Source organism: Microbulbifer rhizosphaerae, assembly GCF_014191725.1.
Lineage (GTDB): Bacteria > Pseudomonadota > Gammaproteobacteria > Pseudomonadales > Cellvibrionaceae > Microbulbifer > Microbulbifer rhizosphaerae.
Genome location: NZ_JACHWZ010000048.1, coordinates 1 through 6,077 on the forward strand (window position 1 = coordinate 1; position 6,077 = coordinate 6,077).

Consider the following 6,077-nt stretch of genomic DNA (forward strand, 5'->3'; position numbering starts at 1 on the left):
CCCCGCTGTCAAATCCGAGCTGTTGCATTATTTGGATCGTTTGAAACATGCGGCTTGATCAAAAATCAGTGAAATTTATGCAATGATTGGGTTTATCTAAGGATCAAGATCCAAAATATCTAAGTAGTCCAAGATTCGAGGAAGGAGATTGCTCATACAGCTACTTATACAAGGACCAGAATTCTAAGATATCGTACATATTTACAGGCTGGGGTGAGGTTCATAAATGGGATCATTCACGTGATGAGTAGCCTAAGCCATAACAAGTCAATCAATTTCGCGCCTACGGCACCGGACAGCCTACATTCTGCTTCGCTTCATTACGACTGCCGGTTATTGAGGCGTTAAATGCGAAAAGTAAAAACTTTGAATGTAATGCAAAAGAGGGCTCTCTACATGTTGTTTGCATGGGCCTTACTTTTTTTACCAGGTGCGCTCTTGTTTTCCATAAACGACTTGAATCGAGAATTACGAAACTTTATCTATGAGAATGAATTTTTAAGTTTAGTCACAAAACTTATTGCCATTTTATGGATGGTGAGCTATTTATTTTTATTGTCTGGAGGATCTGTTGCCATATATTCTAGGTTCAAGAATGGCGAGGTGTGGGGAAATATTATTTTTTGTTTGGGTGTGACTTCTGTATGTAGCGCCGCATGGTTTTTACTTAGTCTTGCTGCTTATGTCGTATCATAAGCATTTAACAATAAAATCAAATCGACTCGCGGTGCTGTCGCTCGCCACTTTATTTAGGCGTTAGATTTTAGAGAGACCAAGATGAGAAAATATTTCCTAATCCCGGTATTGCTTATGGCCACGGTTCCATCCATGGCATCATCCATACACCTGACGGGGTCAGGCCTGAATGGCACTAAGTTAAGCGATAGAGCTTGATGCGAAGGGCTTGATGCCGAGAGTTCTTTGCGGAACCGCATGAGGCAGGATGCCGATTACGAGCGTACAGGGATGTATTTAGGGAGGCGCCTAGCCCGTGTCCCGCAAAGACCCCCCGGTAGCAGGCCCGCCCAAGATCTTAACTTAGTGCCATTCGGGTCAGAGTCATTGGCTTTCCGCCGCGCTCCCGTTGGTGCGCGGCCGGATTGGGTGAAAAAGTACTTAACGGGGTAACCGCGCGGTCACCTGGACTTCGAGCTTCATCGCGTCGTTCAGCAGCCGCGCTTCAAACACGGTTGCCGCCGGGCGCACTTCTCCCAGCCATTTCTGGAATACCGGCCAGCAGGGTTCGAAGTCATCCCTGTTGGGCAGGATGTAGGTTACCCGCACGACGTCGGCCACGGACGCGCCCGCCTCATTCAGCGCCTGCTGGATATTTACGAAGCACTGCTCCGCCTGTTCGACAACATTGTCGCTGATGCTGTTGGCGGCGTAGTTGAAGCCGGTGGTGCCGGAAACGAACACATAATCGCCATCTACCACCGCGCGTGAATAGCCAATCTTGCGTTCAAATTCCGAACCGCTGGAAATCAGTTTTCTGCTCACAAAATTCTCCTTGGAAATATACGGGACCGGGGGAAGCGGATAATGCCATAAAGAGAGATTTACGCCAGTAGGAATTCGGCCCGCGCTTGCCTACAATGGGCCGCTATCCCGCCAATTGAGCTCCTGTTGTGACAACACCCGATAATGATCATCCCCGCGATTTCCAGTCACTGCCGCTGCAGCAGTCCCTCCTGAAAAACCTGGAGGACCTCGGCTTTGCGCGCCTGACAGAGATCCAGGCCGCCGCGCTGCCGGCGATTGTGGTGGGGAAGGATGTCATCGGGCAGGCCAAGACCGGCTCGGGCAAGACCGTGGCTTTTGGTCTGGGTGTGCTGCACAAGCTGCAGGTGGACCGGTTCCGGGTGCAGGCCCTGGTTTTGTGCCCTACCCGGGAGCTGGCGGACCAGGTAGCGCGGGAGCTGCGCAAACTGGCGCGGACAATTCACAACATCAAGATCCTGACGCTGTGCGGCGGTATGCCATTTGGGCCGCAAATCGGCTCGCTCAAGCACGGCGCACATATCGTGGTGGGGACGCCCGGCCGCATTGAAGATCACCTGCGCAAGGGCAATCTCGACCTGAGCGAGGTACAGACACTGGTACTGGACGAAGCGGACCGGATGCTGGATATGGGCTTCCAGGCGGTACTGGACCAGATTCTGGCGGAGCTGCCACAGCAGCGGCAGACATTGCTGTTTTCCGCCACTTATCCCAAAACCATTGACGCACTGGCGGCCCGGGTTCTGCGCGACCCGGTCAAAGTGGAAGTGGCCTCGGCTCACACCCAGAGCACGATTGAGCAGAATTACTACCAGGTGGAAAACAACGAGCAGCGGCCTGCTGCACTCTACCAGTTGCTGGCCAGTTATAACGTTTCATCCGCAGTGGTGTTCTGTAATACCAAGAAGGAAACCGATGAGGCTGCCCAGACGCTGAAGAGCGCCGGCTTTGCTGCGCTCGCGCTCCACGGAGACATGGAGCAGAAAGATCGCGATCGCACGCTGGCACTATTTGCCAACGGCAGCGCGACCATTCTGGTTGCGACGGACGTGGCTGCACGCGGGCTGGATATTGAAGAGCTGCCAATGGTGGTGAACTACCATCTCTCCCGCGACCCGGAGGTCCATGTACACCGGATTGGCCGCACGGGACGGGCAGGGCAGAAGGGCGTGGCGCTGACACTGGTCAGCAAAAAAGAAACCTACAAGCTGGAGCGACTGGAAGAGCTGATGCAGCAATCGTTAACACTACAGGAGATCCCGCCCCTGCCCAGGGGATTTGCGCCCTCCCGACCGGTGATGTCTACCCTGCAGATCGATGGTGGAAAAAAACAGAAAGTGCGTGCTGGTGATATTGTCGGCGCATTGACCGGCGATGGTGGCATCGACGGCACGCAGATTGGCAAGATTCAGATTTTCGATTTCTCGACCTTTGTCGCGGTAGAGCGGGTGGTTGCCAAAAAAGCCCTGGGCAAGCTTATTGACGGAAAAATAAAAGGCCGCAAGTTCCGTGCGCGCATTGTGGGAGTCTGAGACTCCTGATCCACCATCTGCACCAGTATACATCGCGAATTGTGTTTGCGATTTTATCGGCGATATCAGGTTGGCGCAGCCCCAAGGACCTTCCTGACCGCATACCACAGTACGTATAAACACTCATATATTACCAGTCGGTGATCCAGCCGCTGCCAATTTAAATCAGGTAGGGTCAGAGCAACTTTTGGCACTTAATTCATTTATCCGCAGTGGAAGAACGGCTCTCCGGCACGACTGCGGAGGCGCCGGCCCGGCGACTGGGGCTGTGGACCAAATCCAATGTGGCGCTGACACGGCTGTCCCAAACCAGAAATATACCTGTCACTTAAATAGGGCTTATGGCGCCGTAAAGCTCCTAAGGTATTAAATACTACAAATAACGTGATTTCTCTCTCGGAATAAATTGCCACAACTGCTGTAGCATCCCGCCTGCTTTCCGACGGCCCAACAGGGCACCAACTCTTATGATAACTAATGGACGGTTTCACATGTTAAAAAAATTCTTACAGCAGGTTATACCTGTTTTCCTAATTAGTATTGCCGCTATTGTTTCCAACCCGGCATCAGCGATTGAACTATTCGGCCAAACCGCCACGCACGATCCTTCCACCATCGTTGAAGATAACGGCACTTACTGGACCTTCGGCACCGGTGATGGCAATGTCGGTATGGTAAGCCGCTATTCAACAGACCTGCTCACCTGGCAGACGGGACCAACGGTATTTCAGCCGGGAACTTGGCCCAGCTGGATCAATCAACGGGTGCCGAATTTCGATGGCAACTTTTGGGCCCCGGATTTAATTGAAATGAATGGCCGTTTCTATATTTATTACTCGGCATTTTCCACCAGTAATCCCCCCACTTCCGCCATCGGCGTTGCGGTGACAGACTCGCTCAACAACCCCAATTGGCGGGATCTCGGCATGGTGGTATCCACGCAGACCGAACCGAGAACCAACGGACAACCGGTTAACGCCATCGACCCGGGCGTGTACCGCGATACCAACGGCAATGTGTGGATGATTTATGGTTCCCATTATTCCGGCTTGTATATTGTGCAGATCGATCCCAATACCGGCCTGCGCCAGGGGTCAGCGCGTTTTGCCGCCATTGGCAATAACGGTAATTGGAACGAGTTTGAGGGCGCACAGGTTCAGTACATCGATGGCTACTATTATGCCTTTGTCAATCGGGGCGATTGCTGTGCGGGTAGAGACAGTAATTACTACATCCTGGTGGGCCGGTCCACCAGCCCGACCGGACCATTTCTTGATATCAACGGTGTGAACCTGTGGAGCTATGGCAGCACCAACGGCAATCCAAACGCGGCCAGCACCGTCTTGGCAACCGACGGAATCTATATTGGCCCGGGACACTTTGGTTACCTGAATAATAATGGGCAGCATCTGGCGAGTATTCACTACTACGATGGCAGGACGTCCAATGGCTGGCCTTCACGCCTGGACCTTTTAGAAATAAATATGGTCAACGGCTGGCCCACATTTACCCGCGACTTCAGCCTGGCCACGGGCAATAGCAGTTCGTCATCGTCTTCTTCCAGTTCAAGTTCCAGCAGTTCATCCTCATCGGGAGGTGCCACCGTCCTTGAAGACGGGCGTTACACGATCATAGCCCGCCATAGTGGCAAGGCGATGGATGTGGCAGGTGCGAGCAGTGCCGACGGTGCAAACCTTCAACAGTGGACCAGCAACGGCGGAACGCAACAACAGTTCGATGTGGCACGCCAGGACAGCGGCATTTACACAATTCGCCCGGCGCACAGTGGCAAATCACTGGATGTGTACGACTGGAGCACTGCACCCGGCGGCAACATCGTCCAATGGGATTACTGGGGGGGTGAAACCCAGCAGTTCAACATTGTCGAGGCGGAAGAGGGTTATTACATAATTATTTCGGTGCTGAGCGAATTGGCTCTGGACGTGAACAGCTTCAGTGAAGCCGACGGCGCCAACATCATGCAATGGAATGTTACCGGAGCCGTTAATCAACAGTGGTCTTTTCAACCGGTGAACAACATCAGCGGTTCATCGTCGACTGCTACCTCTCCGTGAAACAGTAACTTCTCTACCTTATCGTAGATTAAGCTACTTTTATCGTTAGTGTTGTAACTGATCAACCCAGTCTGTCCAAGACTTCAAACCTGACCAGACTGGGTTGATTTTGGAACAGGGAGTTTTGAGAATGATGCAGGTGCTCATCCACAAATAGCAGAACTTAGTGCGGATAAATTACTGGCGAGGTCACGAATCTTGTCATTGATTTGAGGCCGACTCAGCGCAAGCCGCCACCCCTTGGCTCCCCCCGCATTACCAGAGTTCTGCTACTATCGGTGGCTCCGGCTTCCAACCGTCACCGTCCGAGCCCTCACTTTCTATCGCTTGTTCGCGGGTGCGCACTTGCCTGTGCGCTGATGATTGGATCTCCCTGGTTACCGCACATTCGCAGTGTCAGGCTCGACGCGGCTTCGGACCCCGGGGAGGAGCCGCATTACTCGCCTCATCGCGATGCCGCTTGTTGCCTGCCGGAGGGTCAAACCGGTCGGCACTCTCCAAGAAATAATTTTCGGGGCTCTACATCTTCAGGGTCGGCTTCACCCGTTACCTTTGCACTTCGCCTGCTTTCGTGCCTACGCATCAATCAACCCGTTACCGCGCTGACTGCAAGGCTCGATACCGGGGCCGTGGCTAGCGGTTACCCGGGCGGGATTTCCACCCGCTAGAATGTGCGGCCTTGCCAGGTCGCTGCTGACCCCAATTATTTGAACCCAATTACTTCTGGATCAGAACGCAATTGTTGAAAATGGCGCCATAATAGAAGGCTGAATTCCAATCAGGCGAAATTATATTGCCGGCCCGATAGCTGGCAATATAGACTCCCCTTCAAATGGAGGTTCCATTCAGTGCTGTACCGGAATCCAGCTTAGAGATAACCCTGTAGTTGCATAAAAAAAGCACGTTATCCTGCAAAAATACCGAGATTTGCAGTCTCAAACGTGTCTTTCAGATAAGGTCCTGGATCTCA

General features: G+C 52.7%; 4 protein-coding genes. 3 read left to right on the plus strand and 1 reads right to left on the minus strand.

All coding sequences use genetic code 11. The annotated features are described in order from the left end of the window. Window positions 1-348: 348 nt before the first annotated feature. Window positions 349-696, plus strand: a complete 348-nt coding sequence (locus FHS09_RS22195; protein WP_183464051.1) for a hypothetical protein — start codon at window positions 349-351, stop codon at window positions 694-696. 420 nt (window positions 697-1,116) lie between these two features. Here the strand turns inward: FHS09_RS22195 and FHS09_RS22200 are convergent, their stop codons facing one another. Beyond that, entirely contained in the window at window positions 1,117-1,500 is a 384-nt protein-coding gene (locus tag FHS09_RS22200; protein ID WP_183464053.1) for a Rid family hydrolase, read from the minus strand. Window positions 1,501-1,628: 128 nt separating this feature from the next. Between FHS09_RS22200 and dbpA the strand changes: the two genes are divergently transcribed. Both dbpA and FHS09_RS22210 read left to right on the plus strand, forming a co-directional pair. Continuing rightward, window positions 1,629-3,032 (plus strand): ATP-dependent RNA helicase DbpA, encoded by a 1,404-nt coding sequence (dbpA, locus tag FHS09_RS22205; RefSeq protein ID WP_343057554.1) that lies wholly within the window; start codon window positions 1,629-1,631, stop codon window positions 3,030-3,032. A gap of 491 nt (window positions 3,033-3,523) precedes the next feature. Further along, window positions 3,524-5,107 (plus strand): RICIN domain-containing protein, encoded by a 1,584-nt coding sequence (locus FHS09_RS22210; protein ID WP_183464054.1) that lies wholly within the window; start codon window positions 3,524-3,526, stop codon window positions 5,105-5,107. Window positions 5,108-6,077 lie beyond the last annotated feature (970 nt).

Coding starts and splice junctions, on each gene's coding strand:
- FHS09_RS22195 (WP_183464051.1), top strand. CDS start 349: ATGCGAAAAGTAAAAACTTTGAATGTAATGCAAAAGAGGGCTCTCTAC.
- FHS09_RS22210 (WP_183464054.1), top strand. CDS start 3,524: ATGTTAAAAAAATTCTTACAGCAGGTTATACCTGTTTTCCTAATTAGT.